The organism is Bathymodiolus thermophilus thioautotrophic gill symbiont, from assembly GCF_003711265.1.
GTDB lineage: Bacteria > Pseudomonadota > Gammaproteobacteria > PS1 > Pseudothioglobaceae > Thiodubiliella.
Genome location: NZ_CP024634.1, coordinates 290,898 through 309,714 on the forward strand (window position 1 = coordinate 290,898; position 18,817 = coordinate 309,714).

General features: G+C 37.7%; 20 protein-coding genes and 1 tRNA gene. 4 read left to right on the forward strand and 17 right to left on the reverse strand.

Translation table 11 applies throughout. The annotated features are described in order from the left end of the window. Positions 1-7: 7 nt before the first annotated feature. A complete protein-coding gene (gene secD, locus MS2017_RS00875) occupies positions 8-1,861 on the forward strand; it encodes a protein translocase subunit SecD (protein WP_071564585.1) in 1,854 nt (617 codons plus the stop codon). Then, complete coding sequence (gene secF, locus MS2017_RS00880; protein ID WP_071564584.1) at positions 1,858-2,778, forward strand: protein translocase subunit SecF; 921 nt, start codon at positions 1,858-1,860, stop codon at positions 2,776-2,778. The genes secD and secF overlap by 4 nt, the downstream gene beginning before the upstream one ends. 456 nt (positions 2,779-3,234) lie before the next feature. Here the strand turns inward: secF and fabB are convergent, their stop codons facing one another. The 16 genes from fabB to MS2017_RS00960 all read right to left on the reverse strand — a co-directional run bounded on the left by fabB (position 3,235) and on the right by MS2017_RS00960 (position 17,470). Beyond that, positions 3,235-4,452: a beta-ketoacyl-ACP synthase I gene (gene fabB, locus MS2017_RS00885; RefSeq protein ID WP_071565240.1), complete on the reverse strand. Its 1,218-nt coding sequence runs from the start codon at positions 4,450-4,452 to the stop codon at positions 3,235-3,237. Further along, a complete protein-coding gene (fabA, locus tag MS2017_RS00890; protein WP_122950952.1) occupies positions 4,452-4,961 on the reverse strand; it encodes a 3-hydroxyacyl-[acyl-carrier-protein] dehydratase FabA in 510 nt (169 codons plus the stop codon). The genes fabB and fabA overlap by 1 nt, the downstream gene beginning before the upstream one ends. Before the next feature lie 34 nt (positions 4,962-4,995). Further along, the gene (locus tag MS2017_RS00895) at positions 4,996-6,165 is read right to left on the reverse strand and encodes an O-succinylhomoserine sulfhydrylase (RefSeq protein ID WP_122950953.1); all 1,170 of its coding nucleotides are present in this window, start codon (positions 6,163-6,165) and stop codon (positions 4,996-4,998) included. A gap of 22 nt (positions 6,166-6,187) precedes the next feature. Continuing rightward, positions 6,188-7,705: an amidophosphoribosyltransferase gene (purF, locus tag MS2017_RS00900; protein ID WP_071565243.1), complete on the reverse strand. Its 1,518-nt coding sequence runs from the start codon at positions 7,703-7,705 to the stop codon at positions 6,188-6,190. 14 nt (positions 7,706-7,719) lie between these two features. Then, complete coding sequence (locus MS2017_RS00905) at positions 7,720-8,559, reverse strand: CvpA family protein (protein WP_122950954.1); 840 nt, start codon at positions 8,557-8,559, stop codon at positions 7,720-7,722. A gap of 32 nt (positions 8,560-8,591) precedes the next feature. Then, positions 8,592-9,779, reverse strand: a complete 1,188-nt coding sequence (locus MS2017_RS00910) for a bifunctional folylpolyglutamate synthase/dihydrofolate synthase (protein WP_071565245.1) — start codon at positions 9,777-9,779, stop codon at positions 8,592-8,594. Then, complete coding sequence (locus tag MS2017_RS00915; protein WP_122950955.1) at positions 9,767-10,216, reverse strand: FxsA family protein; 450 nt, start codon at positions 10,214-10,216, stop codon at positions 9,767-9,769. Before MS2017_RS00915 ends, MS2017_RS00910 begins: the two co-directional genes overlap by 13 nt. Then, a complete protein-coding gene (gene trmB / locus MS2017_RS00920; protein WP_241156964.1) occupies positions 10,213-10,833 on the reverse strand; it encodes a tRNA (guanosine(46)-N7)-methyltransferase TrmB in 621 nt (206 codons plus the stop codon). Before trmB ends, MS2017_RS00915 begins: the two co-directional genes overlap by 4 nt. Positions 10,834-10,886: 53 nt before the next feature. Further along, positions 10,887-11,252 (reverse strand): PIN domain-containing protein, encoded by a 366-nt coding sequence (locus MS2017_RS00925; protein ID WP_122950957.1) that lies wholly within the window; start codon positions 11,250-11,252, stop codon positions 10,887-10,889. Next, positions 11,253-11,480 carry a hypothetical protein gene (locus MS2017_RS00930; RefSeq protein WP_164707557.1) on the reverse strand — a complete coding sequence of 76 codons (228 nt, stop codon included), beginning with the start codon at positions 11,478-11,480 and terminating at the stop codon, positions 11,253-11,255. 108 nt (positions 11,481-11,588) lie between these two features. After that, a complete protein-coding gene (locus MS2017_RS00935; RefSeq protein WP_338134309.1) occupies positions 11,589-13,112 on the reverse strand; it encodes a tetratricopeptide repeat protein in 1,524 nt (507 codons plus the stop codon). 3 nt (positions 13,113-13,115) lie between these two features. Further along, positions 13,116-13,367, reverse strand: a complete 252-nt coding sequence (locus tag MS2017_RS00940; protein ID WP_122950960.1) for an exonuclease/endonuclease/phosphatase family protein — start codon at positions 13,365-13,367, stop codon at positions 13,116-13,118. A 72-nt stretch (positions 13,368-13,439) separates the two neighbouring features. Further along, positions 13,440-14,957, reverse strand: coding sequence for a tetratricopeptide repeat protein (locus tag MS2017_RS00945; protein WP_084032330.1), 1,518 nt, complete (start codon positions 14,955-14,957; stop codon positions 13,440-13,442). Continuing rightward, complete coding sequence (locus MS2017_RS00950) at positions 14,954-15,715, reverse strand: exodeoxyribonuclease III (RefSeq protein WP_071564220.1); 762 nt, start codon at positions 15,713-15,715, stop codon at positions 14,954-14,956. Before MS2017_RS00950 ends, MS2017_RS00945 begins: the two co-directional genes overlap by 4 nt. A gap of 1 nt (position 15,716) precedes the next feature. Beyond that, positions 15,717-17,042, reverse strand: a complete 1,326-nt coding sequence (locus MS2017_RS00955; protein ID WP_122950961.1) for a M14 family metallopeptidase — start codon at positions 17,040-17,042, stop codon at positions 15,717-15,719. After that, positions 17,039-17,470, reverse strand: coding sequence for a hypothetical protein (locus tag MS2017_RS00960; RefSeq protein WP_122950962.1), 432 nt, complete (start codon positions 17,468-17,470; stop codon positions 17,039-17,041). The genes MS2017_RS00955 and MS2017_RS00960 overlap by 4 nt, the downstream gene beginning before the upstream one ends. A gap of 117 nt (positions 17,471-17,587) precedes the next feature. On the opposite strand from MS2017_RS00960, the gene pyrE reads away from it, so the two are divergent. After that, complete coding sequence (pyrE, locus tag MS2017_RS00965; RefSeq protein ID WP_122950963.1) at positions 17,588-18,226, forward strand: orotate phosphoribosyltransferase; 639 nt, start codon at positions 17,588-17,590, stop codon at positions 18,224-18,226. A 142-nt stretch (positions 18,227-18,368) separates the two neighbouring features. On the opposite strand, the gene MS2017_RS00970 is transcribed toward pyrE, so the two are convergent. After that, positions 18,369-18,458, reverse strand: a tRNA-Ser gene (locus tag MS2017_RS00970). Positions 18,459-18,579: 121 nt separating this feature from the next. On the opposite strand from MS2017_RS00970, the gene rpmB reads away from it, so the two are divergent. Further along, positions 18,580-18,816, forward strand: coding sequence for a 50S ribosomal protein L28 (gene rpmB, locus MS2017_RS00975; RefSeq protein WP_071564213.1), 237 nt, complete (start codon positions 18,580-18,582; stop codon positions 18,814-18,816). The last annotated feature ends 1 nt before the right edge of the window (position 18,817 follow it).

Here is an 18,817-nt window from a genome sequence, read left to right on the forward strand (position 1 = left end):
ACAAATTATGAATCATTATTCTAGCTTGAAGAATGCACTTATTGCTTTCTTCTTATTACTTTCTATTTTATATGCACTTCCCAATATCTTTGGTTCAGACCTAGCGGTGCAAGTGTCTAGCGCCGGGGATAAAGTTATTACTGAGAGTGATTTGGCGAAAATCACAGAGGTATTAAAAACCAAAGGTGTTCATTATAAATCGGCTAATCTGTTAAATCGTCGTATTTTGGTGCGCTTTAAAGATAACGCCAGTCAACTTTCTGCCAAAGATGCGCTTAAAGAAAAATTAGGTCGCCATTATGTAATTGCACTTAATCTTGCACCTTCAGTCCCTTCGTGGTTGGCTGGTTTGGGAGGTAAGGCAATGTCGCTAGGCTTAGATCTTCGTGGCGGCGTACATTTTCTATTGGAAGTAGATATGCATTCGGTATTGTCAGTGTCAATTGATAAATATTATAATGAATTACGCACACTATTGCGCACTGAGCGATTGTACAAAAGTATTAAAAAAGAAGGCAGACAAATTGCCATTCGCTTTAAAACTCTTGAGGCAAAGTACAAAGCGTTAAAGATAATCAAATCAGAATTGAGCGATTTGGTAGTTTTAGATACCTATAATCAAGATTCATTGATGGTTCAAATTGGCATAAGTGATAGCGCACAAAAGCAGGCAAAGAGCAATGCGTTAAAGCAAAACATCATTACGCTCAGAAATCGAGTCAACGAACTGGGTGTGGCGGAGCCTATTGTGCAACAACAAGGATTAGAGCGAATAGTGGTGCAATTACCAGGTGTGCAAGACACAGCAAGAGCCAAAGAGATTTTAGGTGCAGTTGCCACATTAGAGTTTAGAATGGTTGACGAAGAAAATGACCCACAAGTGGCCATTAAATCTGGCAGATCGCCAATTGGCTCGAAACTCTATTCTTTCAAAGATGGCAGGCCTTTGTTGCTAAAAAACCGAGTGATTACAACAGGTGAAAATATTACTGGGGCATCGTCGGGCATTGATTCGGAAAGCGGTTCACCAATGGTTAATATTACTTTGGACAGCGCAGGTGGTCGTGCAATGTTAGACGCAACTAAGAAGTATTTGCGCCATCGTATGGCAGTTGTGTTTATTGAAAATAAGGTAGAAACCATTGTTAAAAATGGCAAAACCACCAAAAAGCGCACCACCACCAAAGATATTATTAATGCCGCAACCATTCAAGGCACATTCTCAACACGATTTCAAATTACAGGTATTGACAGTGCACGAGAAGCGCGTAATTTAGCGTTGTTACTTAGAGCCGGTTCTCTTTCGGCACCAATTGAGATTATCGAAGAGCGCACTATTGGTCCAAGCCTAGGTGCGGATAATGTTGAAAAAGGGGTGTTGAGTGTGATCGCTGGTTTTGTGCTGGTTTTGTTATTTATGGCCATGCGTTATCGTGTATTTGGATTGGTGGCAAATGTTGCTCTGATGCTTAATCTGGTGATGATTGTTGCCGTGCTTTCTTTGCTACAAGCGACATTGACTTTGCCAGGTATTGCTGGCATTGTGTTGACTGTGGGTATGGCAGTTGATGCCAATGTGTTAATTTTTGAGCGCATTAAAGAAGAACTTGGCGCTGATAATAACATTCAAAAAGCCATTTCAAGTGGTTATGATAAGGCGGTTTTAACAATTGCTGATGCCAATATCACCACATTGATTGCATCGCTGGTTCTATTTAGTTTTGGCACAGGGCCAATTAAAGGTTTTGCCATTACTTTATCCATTGGTATTATCACTTCAATGTTCACGGCAATTATTGTTTCCAGAGCGATTGTTAATAAAATTTATGGTGGTAAAAAAATTAAGGAGTTATCAATATGAAAGCGTTAAATATCCCTAAAATTGATTTTGTTGGCAGGCGTGTTTACGCCATTATTGCCTCAGCAATACTAATTGTAGTCTCTATATTTTCATTATCAATGAATGGTTTAAAGTTAGGAATAGACTTTACTGGTGGCACTTTGCTTGAAGTTGGCTACCAACAAGAAGTGGATTTAACCGCTGTTCGATCTACGCTTAACAAGGCAAATTTTCACGGTGCTAATGTGCAATATTTTGGCTCAACCAAAGATATTCTCATCCGTCTTAAGCCGCAAGCAACCTCTAGTGCAAAACTTAGTTCTAAAATTATCCACCTGCTGGGTGATGATGTAGACATTCGTCGTGTGGAGTTTGTTGGCCCTAAAGTGGGTGAAGAATTAACCAATGATGGTGGTTTAGCAATGTTGTATGCGTTGATTGGCATCTTAATTTATGTGGCATTTCGTTTTGAATATCGCTTTGCACTTGGCTCAATTTCAGCGCTTATTCACGATGTTATTATTACCCTAGGTATCTTTTCAATTTTACAAATAGAGTTTGATTTAACAGTATTGGCGGCGATTTTAGCCGTGATTGGTTACTCGTTAAATGACACTATTGTTGTGTTTGACAGGATTCGTGAAAACTTTTTATCTACGCGGCATGTGGATTCTGAAAAAATTATCAATAGTGCGCTCAACCAAACACTTTCTAGAACGATTATGACCTCACTAACCACCTTGTTGGTGCTGTTAGCTTTGTTCTTTCTTGGTGGTGAGATTATTCACAGTTTTGCCACAGCCTTATTAATTGGTGTGGTGGTTGGCACTTATTCGTCTATTTATGTGGCCAGTTCAATGATTTTAATGCTGGGTATTAGTAAAGAAGATTTACTGCCATCGGAAAAAGAAGAGCAAGCTGTTGGCAACCGACCTTAGAAAGTCAGAGAGAACAAGTCCACAATAGTAGTTTTTATAGACCTTATTAAGAGTTACACTCTTTTTAATCTAAAGATAAAATTTGTAATCTCTTATCCTTTGGATCAAGAGAATCGCTGTTGATTGCCTTTACTTGATTTGAAGTTTGTATTGCACTCTATAATGCAGGGCTCATTTATACCATTTTCAAAAATGGTATTACTTAGCAAAATAGGTTGATTTTATATTTTGTATTTTTCCAAATACCTTACAGGTCTTCATTAAATGTAATGGAGATAAAGGAGGTTTTTAAATTATTTGATTGCGTATCTTGATCTATAAATAGAAAACATTATGACGATAAGAGGCTACCTGTGCATTCTGTTTTGCTAAAAATCTATCAGTATCGTTATGAAAATAAAAAAAATATCAGTGATTCAGTCCTATATTGCAATAACCAAATTTAGGCACCTAATTTTATTTTTTAAACTTCTCGAATACCAGACACGCATTTGTACCACCAAAACCGAAACTGTTTGACATGACACGATTAAGTGATTGAATAGTTGTGGCTTGAACGATTAGCATACCTTCGGCTGCCTCATCAAGATTGTCAATGTTGACAGATTCTGCCATAAAGTTGTTTTGCAACATTAACAACGAGTAAATAGATTCGTTCACACCTGCTGCACCTAGTGCATGACCTGAGAGTGATTTGGTTGATCCTATATTGGGAATCTCATCGCCAAACACTGCTTTAATAGCGCCCAGTTCTTTAGTATCACCTACAGGCGTTGAAGTGCCATGTGCATTGATATAATCAATCGGGCCATTAACGGTGGAGATGGCCAATTGCATACAGCGTTGAGCGCCTTCACCACTTGGTGCAACCATATCATAGCCATCAGATGTTGCACCATAGCCAGTGAGTTCAGCAAGAATGGTAGCGCCTCGTGCTTCAGCGTGCTCTAATGATTCCAGCACTAATGCGCCACCACCACCAGAAATCACAAAACCATCTCGTTCTGTGTCAAAAGCACGAGAGGCTTGCTCTGGCGTCTCATTGTATTTAGAAGATAGCGCACCCATAGCGTCAAATAGCATTGTTAGTGACCAATCTAGTTCCTCGCCACCACCTGCAAACACCACATCTTGCTTACCCAGTTGGATTTGTTCCATTGCATTGCCAATACAATGCGCACTGGTTGAGCAGGCAGAACTAATGGAATAATTAAGGCCTTTGATTTTGAACATTGTAGACAAACAAGCAGAAGTGGTAGAGCCCATAGTGCGTGGCACTCGATAAGGGCCAACGCGTTTAATGCCTTTTTCTCTTAAAATGTCGGCAGCTTCAACTACATTTTGATTGCTGGCGCCACCAGAACCCATAATAAGACCTGTGCGTGGGTTGGAAACTTGAGCGTCGGTAAGTCCAGATTGTTTAATAGCCTCATCTAGTGCAACTGCATTATAAATAGCGGCATCCGCCATAAAGCGTTTCATTTTTCTATCAATAATTTCACTTGAATCAATTTCGACAACCTGACCAGAAACACGAGACCTAAGTCCCAATTCTGCGTATTTTTCATCAAATTTAATGCCTGATTTGGCGTTTTTCAAGGAGGCTAATACTTCGTCACAATTTGCGCCTAAACTAGAAACAATCCCCATTCCTGTAATGACAACTCTTTGCATTAGAAGTTACTTGTATCTGTAAACAAACCCACTTTTAGGTCGGTGGCTTCATAGATAATTTTGCCATCAACTTCCATAGTCGCATCACCAACCCCCATGTAGAGTTTTCGTGCAATAATGCGGGATAAGTTAATTCTATAAATAACTTTTTTAGAGGTGGGAAGCACTTGACCAGTAAATTTAATATTACCTGAACCTAGTGCACGACCACGACCAGGGCCACCTAGCCAACCTAAATAAAAACCAATCAGTTGCCACATAGCGTCAACACCTAGGCAACCAGGCATTACAGGATCTTCGTTAAAATGGCAATCAAAAAACCACAAATCAGGGTGAATATCAAGTTCTGCAATGATCTCTCCCTTACCGTATTTGCCGTTATTTTGATCAATTTTTGTGATTCTATCAAACATTAACATGGGTGGCTGGGGTAATTGTGCATTGCCAGGGCCGAATAATTCGCCATTGCTACATTTAATAAGTTCTTCGTAAGAATAAGAGTTCTGCATAGTTTTATTTTCTTTTATTAAGATTTTTTTAGGATTATACCAAAAGTCCTTTGTTTATATCCGCTATTAAATCATCGGCATCTTCCAGGCCTATTGAGAGTCGAATTAAGCCGTCAGTAATATGGGCATTTTCCCTTTCTTCATCACTTAAGCGTCCGTGTGTGGTGGTTGTTGGGTGGGTAATGGTAGATTTTGTATCACCTAAATTGGCAGTAATAGAGAATATTTCAGTGGCGTTAATTAATTTAAACGCCGCCACCTGCTCCCCTTTAATTTCAAATGACACAATGCCACCAAATCCCAGTTGTTGGGTTTTTGCGAGTTGGTGGTGCGGATGAGACTTTAAGCCCAAATAGTGTACTTTTTTTACTTGTGGTTGGCTTTCCAACCAAATTGCAATTTTAAGTGCATTTTCACAATGTGCTTTCATTCTAAGGCTAAGTGTGTCTAGGCCTTTTAATACGATCCAAGCATTAAAAGCGCTCAAACTAGGGCCAGTTGCCCGAGTGAAAGCGCTTATTTGTTCAATAATTTCTTGACTGCCCAATATTGCTCCTGCCAAACAACGCCCTTGTCCGTCAATATATTTAGTGGCTGAGTGGATGACGATATCTGCGCCTAATTTTATTGGCGTTTGTAGTGCTGGCGATAAAATGGCATTGTCTACTGCCAATAAAATATTTTTGGCTTGACTGATCTCGCTTAACGCAGTAATGTCTACTACTTCGCCTAACGGATTGGAGGGCGTCTCTAATAAGAATAATTTTGTGTTGTTTTGGATGGCATTTTTCCATTGCAATAAGTCATTTAAATCAACATAACTAATTGTAATATCAAACTTACTTACAATGGTATTGAGCAGCACAATTGAAGTGCCAAACATATTGCGTGAAGCCACAATATGGTCGCCTGATTTAATCAATGCCATAATAGTGGCAAAAATTGCAGCCATTCCTGATGCGGTTGCCACGCAGGCTTGCGCTCCTTCAAGGGCGGCTAGTTTTCTCTCAAAAGCATCTACTGTGGGATTGGTAAATCGTGCATAAATATTGCCCGGCTCTTCTTTAGAAAAACGAGCTGCCGCTTGTTCTGCTGAGTCAAATTTAAAACTGGAAGTTAGAAAAATCGCTTCAGAATGCTCTTGCTCATTCGTCGTTTGATAGCCTTCGCGTATTGCTTTAGTGTCAAATTGTAAGTTTTTCATGTGGTAATTGCCAAAATAATATCTATTCTACATCATTGCAGATCAATTCTGAGTTTTCATTGGTACCGTGTTTTTGTTTGGCAGTATCAGAGCGTAAGTTTTCAATGTCTTGTAAATAGTTTTTATCAACATCTCCGGTTATATATTTGCCGTTAAAACAGGAGCAATCAAATACACTAATATCTGAATTACCTTGTTGCACACACCAAATTAAATCTTGTAAATCTTGATAAATGAGTTTATCAGCGCCAATAGCATGGCAGATTTCGCTGGTGGTTTTATTATGAGCAATGAACTCTTTGCTACTTGCCATATCAATGCCATAAACATTAGGGTGGCGCACCGCAGGGGCAGCTGAGGCAAAAAATACTTTTTTAGCGCCTGCATTTCGTGCCATTTGCACAATTTGTTGACTGGTGGTGCCACGCACGATGGAATCGTCAACCAAAAGGACATTTTTATTTTTAAATTCAAGTCCAATGGCACTGAGTTTTTGCTTGACTGATTTTTTGCGTTGTTTTTGTCCCGGCATAATAAAAGTGCGGGCAATGTAACGGTTTTTAATCAAGCCTTCGGAATATTTCACCCCCAATTTTTGAGCCAATTGTAGTGCCGCTACTCGTGAGGTATCAGGGATTGGAATAACCACATCAATTTGCTCATCATTCCATTCTTCTTGGATTTTATTGGCTAATTTTTCACCCATTCTTAAGCGTGATTTATACACAGAAATATTGTCAATGACAGAATCTGGGCGGGCAAAATAAACAAATTCAAAGATACAAGGTGAGTGTTTGACTGAATTTGAACATTGTTGTGTAAATACATTTCCCTTTCTGTCTATAACAATGCCTTCACCTGGGGCAATATCTCTAGTTACTTTATAGCCTAATGCAGTGAGCGCTACACTTTCTGATGCCAGCATATATTTTGTACCACCATATGTGGTGCGCTTACCAAGGATAAGAGGGCGAATGCCGTTTGGGTCACGGAAGCCAAAAATACCATAACCTGGAATCATGCCAACAACTGCATAAGCGCCTTGTACTCGTTTGTGTACTTGTGTGATTGAGGTAAAAATATCTTTTTCATTAATGCGTTGTTTTTCTAACTTGGCTAACTCTCCAGCAAACACATTGAGTAAGATTTCTGAATCAGAGTTGGTGTTAATGTGGCGTAAATCTTGCTCAAACAATTCTTTTGCTAACGCCTCAGTATTGGTTAAGTTGCCATTATGCGCAAAAGCAATGCCGTAAGGGGAATTAACATAAAAAGGCTGTGCCTCTGCACCAGAAGAACTGCCTGCCGTTGGATAGCGCACATGCCCAATGCCCATATCGCCCAGCAATCCTTCCATATGTTTGGTTTTAAAAGCGTTGCGAACCAAGCCATTTGATTTGCGCATATAAAAACGCCCTTTGTGAGAGGTAACAATACCCGCAGCATCTTGCCCACGGTGTTGTAGAATAGTTAGCGCATCATAAATATAAATTGCTGTGTCTTTCTCAGTGGTGGATAAAATGCCAACAATGCCACACATAAGTTGCCTTCCTGTTATTTAAGAAATATTAGATATTGCGCTAATTTGGGTTGAATGTTTATTGCTATTTCTTGCAATACTCTAAGAGCACCTTGAGATTCAATCCAAAAAAGTTGCAGCGATATGGCGTTAGTATTTTGCAATATTAAAACCACGATAACAATAAACAGGATCCCTTTAATCAAACCGACAACAGCACCCCCTATATTATTGTTTGTGCTGTGAATATGGGTGGCATTGAGTTTGTTATTGATAAAACGCAAGGCGGATAAAATACCGCTAATAGGGTGTTGTAAAATACAGGGAGACACGCTGTGGATTACAGTGTTTGATAATTTTAATATAACAGACGACACACTTATGATTGCGATAAAAATCATGGTAGAGGATAAGCCAATGCGCAAATATTTATTGGCAATGGCTTCTTGCACCACATTAAAGTTGGCAAATATATCAACATAACAACTAAGCCCAATGGCACTCACAAGTAAAATCCCCAACAAAAATGATTTATTCAATACACAGGGGTCAATTATTGTTGATGCTTTTGCAACCAGCAGATACAGGAATTCTTTGGCGAGGTGTATTGAAATAAAAATAGCACCAAAAGCAATTGCCATAGTGGCTTTAGCAGACAACCCCATTTTTATCATCAGCGGATTGCTTGCCAAGTCTTGATAAAACCACCAAGCCATGATAAGGCCAAAGATAGTAAATCCTGAGTAAATTAGCTCTTTTGCCATTCCTCGCTTAAAGCCCAGTGCACTAAAACCAAGCAGGGTGACTACAGTTACCCAACTTGACCAATCTACTTGTGCCAATAAGTTACTAATATTTGTAAAAAATTCACTCATTTTGTTGCTTTAATAATTAATAAGCGTTAATTTTACAAGATTTTGAGTGCATCAGCGACAATATAAAAAGAGCCGAAAATAACGATGCGTTGAATGTGTTTTCTGTTAAACGCCTGATGGGTGGCAGACAACATGTCATCGCACACACTAATTTTGTCTGATAAGTCAAATTTTTTACTTAAATCTTGTATGGCAATCGCACGATTAACTTTAAGGGGAACAAGTAGCCATTCGTCAATCAGTGGCGCAATGGTGTTAATCATGGTTGTGATATTTTTATCTTGTAATGCAGAAAAAATGGCGAGCGTGGGTTGCTCGTTGATTTTAAGCGTATCCGCCAGAACTTGAACGGCCGCTGGATTATGTGCCACATCAAAGACCAGTGTTTTGTCACCCACAGTTTTTATCTGAAAACGAGCCAACAACTGCGCATTTTCAATACCTTTAGCCAGTTGTTTTTGACTAATAGAAAACACCGATTGCAATTGATTGACCGCTGCAATAGCAACCGCAGCATTGGTCTTTTGATGTTCACCTTGTAGGCTAATAGCACCGAGGTAAGGCGTGTCAACAAAGGTTAGCAATGCCCCGATTTTTTCAGCATATTGAGCAATAGTATTTGGCGGATTGGCATCGCCACATACGCAGGGAATATTAGGGCGCATAATGCCTGCCTTTTCAAATCCAATCAATTCACGAGTAGCACCTAAATAATCAACATGGTCAATGTCAATATTGGTAATCACGCCCACATCGCTATCCACCACATTGACAGAATCAAGACGACCGCCTAGACCAATTTCTAACACAGCAATATCAACTTTTTCGTGGGTAAAAATAATGAGCGCCGCTAGTGTTGAAAATTCAAAATAGGTTAAAGAAATATCGCCTCTGGCTTGCTCAATCTCTTCAAATGCTGAACAAATTTTTGCATCAGAAGTTTGCACGCCATCGATAGAAAATCGTTCTCTATATTGTAGAATATGCGGTGAAGTGAATTTTGCCACCCGATAGTTTGATTGTTGATAAATACTATCAATAAAAGCAATGGTAGAGCCTTTGCCATTCGTACCAGCAACTGTAATTACCTGAAAAGAAACCCCATTTGGAAACAGCGTTTGGTAAACCGCTTGAATGCGTTCTAGTCCTAAATCAATCTCATGAGAATGCAGATTTTCTTGGTAATGTAGCCAATCATCAAGGGTACTTAATCTTCCCAAAACTCACCTTCAATGGTGTTGTCTTTATTTGATTTTTTGCTGTCATTGGAAGATGTGCGAATAAAAATAGATTTTTTTTGAGTGAACATCTTAGCGGCATTTTTAGTTAGAATTTTATTAATAAAATAGCGCCTAGAAAAAGGCAACAACCCTAAAAGTCCAATTGTATCAGTAATAAAACCAGGTGTTAATAACAACACACCTGAAATTAAAATCACCACCCCTTCCAGCATTTCAACAGCAGGCGTTTGTCCATTCATCATAGCATTTTGCGCCTTAGCCATGGTTGCCCAACCTTGTTGCTTTAATAAAAAAGACCCGATAAACGCCGTAATAACAACCAATAAAACCGTTGAAAGCCCACCAATCGCATCCCCCACCGAGGCAAGTACATAAATCTCAAGTAAAGTCATCGCTACAAATAAAGGAAATATCATAATATTTTTTCGTTAGTAAAAATTAAATCCCAAACACCATGTCCCAATCGCTCACCTCGTCGTTCAAATTTGGTCATTGGTCGATAGTCAGGCCTTGGTGAATAGATAGGGTCGCTTTGCGTGTTTTTAAAGTGGGGATGACTTTTTAAAGTGTCCATCATCTGTATGGCGTAATGTTCCCAATCAGTTGCCATGTGAATTCCTCCCCCTTGTTTGATTTTCTGCGACAATAAATCCAAAAAATCACCATTCACCAAACGGCGTTTATGGTGTTTTTTCTTATGCCATGGGTCGGGAAAAAACAATTGAAAACGACTCAAACTGTCATTTTCAATATGATCCGTCAACACCTCAACCGCATCCGCTTGGATAATTTTAAGATTGCTTAATTGGCATTTATGCGCCTCATTAATCAACCTACCAATCCCCGCCTCATACACCTCGATCCCCAAAAAGTTTTTATCAGGCATCTTCATCGCCATCTCTAGCAGACTATCCCCATTGCCAAATCCCACTTCCAAAACAACCTCTTGTGGCTTAACAAATAAAGTATCCAAATCAATGTTACCTTTCGGCAAATCCACCCCGTAATCCTGCCAAAACTCCGTCAGCCCCATTTTTTGCCCCAGCGTCAGCCGACCCGAACGGCGCACAAAACTTTGAATTTTTCTCACAACAGTACAAGCCCTGGTAAATAATGAAAATCCTTGCTATTATAAGTCCAAGGGGTGAATTTCCCTTCAATGCAACTGGCTGCAATGAGCGCATCAGGAATATCCAAATGATGACTTTTGGCGTATTTAACAACCAATTTATTTGCTAAATGAGAAGCATTTTTGTCCATATAAATAAGATTAAATTGATTAATAAACGCCATCAATTTAGTTTTCTCCTTATTATTCCTCGCCCCAATAATCAACTCCATGGCACTAATAAACAACACATATAAAGCCGTATTTAGACGAGCTAATTTTTCAATAACTTGTATATTATTCTTAGTAATTTTAATCAAAACATTGGTGTCCAAGCAAATCATTTAACCCCGCCCCCACGCCTTGTCACGCAAAGTTTTTTGACTAATGTCATAATCTCCCCACATACCCGAAACACCAGACACATCAATAGCAGTCGTTGTTTTTTTACGCTCAATTTCCGAGCGCAAAACCTCCCGAATATAAGCAGACATACTTTGACTATTTTGCACCGATATTTGTTTGATTTGTTGAAATAAATCTTGTTCAAAATAAATTTGTGTTCTATGCACAACGCTACTTTTTTTGTTTTTATACATTAAGATTATACATTATACAGCTCAATTCATTTTTGCCAATAATCAACTGAAACAATGCATAAATTTTTTGGTTAAGTGAGGCTAGTTGCCCTTTAATTGATTTAAGACTGATAAATTTTGTTGTTTAGTGGGCGAGTCGGGCAGATTGTTTACCCATGTTTCCAGTTCTCTCCAATTTTGTTTTTCAGAGTGGGCAATGAGGTCAGGTTCATTTCTAATGGCTTTTGCATAGGCATCAATAGCGTTTTGATATTCTTTTAACCCATTATAGGCATCTCCCATAGAGTAAGCACGATGATAATCAGGTTTAATCCTGATAGCTTCTTTATAAGCATCAATAGCTTTTTGATATTCTTTTAACTCACTATAAGCAATCCCCATATTATAACAAGCACGATGATAATCAGGTTTAATCCTGATAGCTTCTTTATAAGCATCAATAGCTTTTTGATATTCTTTTAACTCACTATAAGCAATCCCCATACTATAACAAGCACGATGATAATCAGGTTTAATCCTGATAGCTTCTTTATAAGCATCAATAGCTTTTTGATATTCTTTTAACTTACTATAAGCAATCCCCATATTATAATAAGCACGATGATTAGGTTTAATCTTGATAGCTTCTTTATAGGCATCAATAGCCTTTTGATGTTCTTTTAACTTGTTATAATCAATCCCCATATTATTATGAGCAAAGTGATAATCAGGTTTAATCCCGATAATTTCTTTATAAGCATCAATAGCTTTTTGATATTCTTTTAACTCATCATAAACAGTCCCTATGTTGTAATAAGCACGGTAATAATTAGGATCAATTTCAATGGCTTTCTGGTAAAGTGATATTTTTTGCTCTTGATTCTTTTCTTCGTAACCCTCTTGGAAATAATCACTGGCTATTTTTATGTCGTATTTATGTTCTGTGTTATTCACTTGAGCGAAGCCATAAATATCCTGAAATAGGTTTTTTTCTTCGATGTTGAAATATTGTTTTAATTCTTGCCGAATGGCTTCTTTGTGAGATTCTTTAATGGCGATAGATTCTATATTATCAATTTTTTTATAGCCGAATATAAATACGCCTTTTTGAGCAAAAATGCGTGCAGTGCTTTTAAAGTTTGTGTGTAAATAATACAGTTGATCTTCTTGTGTAAACAACTCCTCCTTTTTCGATTTTGAGTATTTAGACTCCTCCTCTTGTGCGTCCAATGGTTTAAATTCATTTGTTTGCACATTTAGAAAAAATACTTCCCCATCTGTTTTATTTGTATTGTCACAAGCAAACCACAAAGCGATTAAAAAATCTTCACTAAAATCAATTAATCCTGTTGCAGCCCCATAATGCTGTAAATCAATCAATAAACCTGTATCACTTAATTGTGAATCTTGCCCATAACGATAACTTCTGGCATCTTTAATTAAATCCGCATGATATTCAAAATATTTTTCCTTACTAGGGTTTGGAAAACCTGATTTTTTAAGACGCCTACTTGCTGTTGATACCACGCCACCTGGATAATCCTCTGATTGCCCTCGATAAATATAGCGTTTGTCTTTTGAGGTTGCTCCAGCAATTTCCTCAAATATATTTACTAACAGTCGTATTTGTCATAATTGATATTCTACAATCAGTGGCGCATGATCTGAAAAGCGCTTATCTTTATAAACATAAGCGCTTTTAACCGTGCCTTGTAAATTGGCACTGAGGATTTGATAATCAAGGTTGGTGGTCCAGGCTTGCCCATGGTTTAACCACCAAGTGTATTGGCGTGGCTCTTGGTGGTTTTTATGGCGGGTGCCAATAAAGCTTGTTGTTTCGGTGACGCAAATACCGTTGACATTAATCGTTATAATTTTCATAATTTAAGAGGTTTTGTGGGCGGGCTTCTGGTAATTATTCATATTCATGTAAAGATCCCATTTTATTGCCTTTTACTCAAATTCGTTAAAAGTTTTAAAAAATTTAAGTGCTGATTGTAATGCCATTCGGCTTTTAGTTTTATTGTTAATCCAGTCCTCAATATCGCCCCAAACCCAATCTTTAAATTTTGCATTTTTATGCTTAGACCGAAAATTTTGCTGCCATGTTTGTTTGAGCGTCCCATGCATATCAATTTTTTTGAAAATATTGAACACATCAAATGACATTATACGATCTTTATCGCTAGAAAATTTTTTCTTGAATGTGTTTGACAATTTTTGTCCAAAAACTTGATCTTGGATTAATAATAATTCAAATAAATTAATATAAGCACCACCTTGATTGGGATCGATTTTAATTGCTTGTTTATAGGTTTTAGTTGCTTTTTTATATTGCTTCAACTCATTGTAAGTGTGACCCAAGCTGTAATACAGTTTGTAATTATCGGGCTTAACAATAATGGCTTGCTGAAAAACGCCAATGGCTTTTTTATATTGCTTTAAATTAAGGTAGTTAAGTGCCATTCTGACATACGCATCAATATTTTTATTATTAATATTGATCGCCATTTGATAGGCATTAGTAGACTTATTGTATTGTTTTAATATTGCATAGATATTCCCTATATTGTAATAAGCACCTCGAGAGTCGGCTTTAATTTTAATAGCTTCTTGATAGGCGTCAATAGCTTTTTGATATTGTTTTAACTTATAATAAGCAAGCCCTGTATTATGATAGCCATGGTGGTCATTAGGTTTAATTTTAAGTACTTTTTGAAAGGCAGAAAGAGCTTTATTGTATTGCTTTAAATTATAATAACTAATACCTAGTTCTTTGTAGTTAATAAGCTTTTTTGGGTCAAGGTTTATTGCTCTTTTATAAGAATCAATGGCTTTTTTGTGCTTCTTCATAATTTCGTAAGTGTATCCTATTCTAAAATAAATCTCAGGAATGAAATTATTAATATTGGTGGCTTGTTGATAAGCGTCAAGAGCTTTTTGATGTTGTTTTAATTTACTGTAAATAGCGCCCATGCGATAATATGAGTCTAATTTTGGCTTAATTTCAATTGATTTTTGGTATGCTTCAATTGCTTTAACACTTTTACCAAGCATTTCTTGGGTTATACCAATATTATGATAAAAATCCTGATTAGGCATAGCTTTGTTGGCGCGTTGATATAGTTTTAGGGCTTTTTCATAGTGTTTTCTCTCAAAATAAACAACACCCGCATCAAAATATGCCGCAAGGTTTTTAGGATTGATTTCAATGGATTTTTCAAAAGCGCTAATTGCTTTATCTTGCTGATTAAGTTTAAAATAAGACACACCTATTTGATAATATGCTTTATCGTTATTAGGTTCATCAGCCAAAACTTCTTTTAAAATGTTGACCGCCGCCTGATATGCTTGTATTTGATTACAAATGACGCCTCTCATATAAGGGGTAAATGCAAAGCCCTTGTCTTCTGATAAAGACAAAACACTGTATAGGCATATAATGGATACAATTACAATTTTTTTCATCATTGATATTCTACAATCAGTGGCGCATGGTCTGAAAAGCGTTTATCTTTATAAACATAAGCGCTTTTAACCGTGCCTTGTAAATTGGCACTGAGGATTTGATAATCAATGCGCCAGCCGGTGTTGTTGGCCCAGGCTTGTCCACGGTTTGACCACCAAGTGTATTGGTGTGGCTCTTGGTTGATTTCACGGAAGGCGTCAATAAAACCTGCTTCGTTAAATAATTCGTCCATCCAAGCGCGTTCTTCTGGCAGACAGCCTGAGCGGTTTTTGTTGCCGTTGAAATTTTTGATGTCAATTTCTTTGTGTACGATATTAATGTCGCCACAAATAATATATTGGCGACCGTCTTGTTGTATTTTTTTTAAATAAGGCATAAATCGTTCCAGCATAAATGCCATTTTGTAATCTTGGCGTTCTTGTTTGGCAGAGCCTGAGGGGAGATAGATTGAAATAACACTAAGATTGCCAAAATCGGCTTGAATAAAGCGTCCTTCAAAATCAATGTCTTCCCAGGGGCTGAAAATAACTTGGTCGGGCTTGGTTTTGCAATACAAACCTGTGCCACTGTAGCCTTTTTTCTGAGCGGGGTGATAAAAAGTGTGTCTGTCTTTGGGATAGAATTTATCATCTAATTGGTCTTCTTGTGCCCTTAGTTCTTGTATGCACACTACTTCTGCGTTTTGTTTTTTTAGCCAAGGGAAGAGGCCTTTTTTTTCGGCAGCGCGGATGCCGTTGACATTGATTGTTATAATTTTCATATTATTCGTGTTCTTGTGATAATTTAAGAGATTTTATGGGTGAATTTTTAATATTTTGTGCTGCGGATAAGAGGTATTTTATGGCGTTGTAATTTTCCTCAAAAGTGGGCAAAATTTCATCTTTGTGGGGGCTGAACCCATTGATTCCAGTGCTTGGCCATTCGCCTGGCCTTAATTCAATGAGAAAGCTAAGGATGTCTAACGCCCCGTAAGACCAATCAATGACATCGCCATTTGTGTTGTATAGCACTTCAGGGGTGCTACTGGGTTTATATACTTTTCCGTGGACTTCCTTGATTGCCTCAGAAATTTTAGTGGCAATGGCACTTAATTGGGTGTTGTCTTTGCTGGGGTCGTTAATATATCCCCATGGATATAATACTAATTGACTATAACTGTGATAAGAAACGAAGATTTGTGGATGGATTTCTGTGACAAAGCGCTCAATGGCTTGAGTTTCTGGCTCTGATGCTGGCGTCTTACCTCTATAAGTATTCGAACTGGTAGTAGGCGATGATCCAGTATCGTCATACCCCCATTTAAAAGAATGATTACGATTTAAATCTACGCCATAAGTGCCATCGCCATTGTCTCTGCGGTTTTTGCGCCAATATCTTGTACTGGCATTAATTTTTGAATACTCGTGTCCATCTGGGTTGACCATAGGTACTAGCCAAATTTCGCTGTTGTCAATTAAAGCAGTTATTTCAGAATTTGCGCCATAATCTTCCAGTAATTGTTGTGCTATTAAATAGACAACATTAGGGACAATCCACTCTCTGGCATGATAGGTGCCAACCAACACAATTTTTGCTTTTTGTGCTGAATCGGTATTCACTTGACTGCTTATTTTAAAAGCAATAATGTCTCTATTTTCAATGCTTTTGCCGATTACTTTTGTGCTAAAAATAGGGTACTTTGTTGCCAAAGAGAGTGCTTGTTTTTGTAAAAATGCATAATCAATAAAGTTTTCTTCTGCCTTTAATATAATGACGGCTATTGTTGCTTTACTCAAGCGACTTTCGCTGGTATTGTCAGTGTTAGTCCACGAAACCTTTACTGTAATTGTTTTGCCAATCTCATTTGAGGTTAAAGTATAAGTTTTTTCAATGGCGTTATTAATAGGCACATCTGCGGCATACCATTGATATGAAAACACTAAATTGTCTGCCATAGTTGTGGTATCAACGGTTAAAGTGTTTTTTACTGAGACAATGCCAATAATAATGGGTTTGGCAGTAGGTAACTTGGCAACAGATGGCTCATTGCCAAAATTACATCCGAATAAAAAGGTGGCAAAGAACAGGCAAATAACAAGGTTCTTCATAGATTATCGCCGACAAATATTGTGAGACCCAATGCTTCTAGTTGTTTTATTTGGGCATCGAACGCTCTGCCGACTATCTTTTGTTTGGTTTTGTGAAAAATATCAACACCAGCTTTCAAAATATGCGCTAATTGTTGTTTGTCTTGAAAATAAATATCAACCCTTCTTTGGATAAAATCACTCTCTTTTGTTGGTGATAACGATATACCAGGGATAACCGTATTTTTATTGATTTTAACAATCATAAAGTTAGGCTCAACCACTAAGATTTCATTTACATAACTTTCTATGTTGACCAAATTTATTGGTTGAGTTAATAGGATTTTTTTGTAAACAAAGTCAGCGGCTGAACTGTTTTTTGACAAAGCAACGCTAATAATGCACAATAAAAATATTAATCGAGTCCAAGTTTTATTGTGTTTTTTCATTTGTTTGATTTTTCAAATTTTCAACTCAGCGTTTGGCTAAAAACCTTTTTCCTCAGTTTGTAGATAATAGTCGTTATAATTCGCATAACTTTTAAAAATAATTTTACAGGAGAATTTATGGAACTATATCAAAAAGATTTTGTGGATTTTATGCTAGAAATTGGCGCTTTAAAATTTGGAGAATTTACCCTTAAATCAGGTCGTATTAGCCCTTATTTTTTTAACGCAGGCGCTTTCAATACAGGCGAACACCTTTCTAAATTGGGCAAATTTTACGCACAAGCCATTCAAGAAAGCGACTTAGATTTTGATGTATTATTTGGCCCAGCCTACAAAGGCATCCCACTTGCCACCGCTACTGCCATGGCACTGAACGACAGTTTTAATCAAAATATACCTTATAGTTTCAACCGCAAAGAAGCCAAAACCCACGGCGAAGGCGGCGATATTGTCGGACATCCACTCACAGGCAATATTTTAATTATTGATGATGTTATTACCGCAGGCACTGCTATTCGTGAAGCAATGGCTATTATTAAGGCAAATGGCGCTACTGCCAAAGGTGTGATTGTTGCCGTTGACCGCCAAGAAAAAGGCAAAGGTGAGCAGTCAGCCATTCAAGAAGTTGAACAAAATTTCGGCATTCAAGTATTGAGCATCATCAGCTTATCACATCTGGTAGATTACCTGAAGCAAGGCAACGACCAAGCGCTTATTGAACGCATTGAATCTTATCGTAACCAGTATGGGGTCTAATGCCATTATTCAAAATAAACCAAACAATCTAGCGCCATCTTTACATTTTATTTTTGAAAATGGCATAAGTAAGGCTTTTTTCAAAGGCAGAATGATTCTTTAGACAAAAAAATAGCGCCAATAAAAGCGCTATTTTTGTATATGGTGGAGGGATAGGGATTTGAACCCTAGAAGGAGATTAATCCTTGCTGGTTTTCAAGACCAGTGCATTCAGCCGCTCTGCCATCCCTCCGAAGGTGCGTATGATACCGAGAGTTTTGTCAATAGTAAATAGATTTGATAAAATTTAACTATGAAAGTTAAATGATTTTAAGTATAATACTTTCTTTTTAGAATTTCAGAATAGGTGAGTTATGGCAAAGGTATGTCAAGTAACGGGCAAACGCCCGATTAGTGGTAACAATGTTTCTCATGCACACAATAAAACGCGTAGGCGCTTTTATCCAAATCTACACACACATCGTTTTTGGGTGGAAAGTGAGAATCGTTTTGTAAAGTTAAAATTAACTGCAAAAGGTTTGCGCATTGTTGATAAAAAAGGTATTGACACAGTATTAACAGAAATTCGCGCTCGTGGCGAAAAAGTTTAAG